General features: G+C 68.0%; 1 protein-coding gene. It reads right to left on the minus strand.

The window, feature by feature from the left end; all coding sequences use genetic code 11:
• A partial coding sequence (locus AC5RVV_RS18245) for an MFS transporter (protein WP_494002745.1) occupies positions 1-366 on the minus strand: 366 nt, incomplete at both ends.

A 366-nucleotide genomic window follows, 5' to 3' on the forward strand; every position in this document is an offset into this window, starting at 1 on the left:
CTCGTCGAGTTCCGGGGCCTCCGATCCCTCGATCCGGCGCTCGGCGCGCAGGGAGGTGTATGGGCCTTCCTTGCCGACGAAGATCCAGGCCGCGGCCCAGACAACGCCGATGACGGCCAGGAAGATGAACGTGGACTTCCAGCCGAACTCCGCGGCGATCCAGGCCAGCACCGGGGCGAAAACCACGATGCCGAGGGTCACCCCGGCCGAAGCCAGCGCGGCCGGGGTTGCCCCCTTTCTGCTGGGGAACCACTTATACACCGCATGCATGGTGATCGGCGCCAGCGGCCCCTCGCCCGCACCCAGCAGGACGCGGCTAAACCAGAGAGCAGGCAAGGAGGCGAAGACGAAGATCGGCACCTGCGC

Source organism: Arthrobacter sp. MDT2-34-1, from assembly GCF_059091365.1.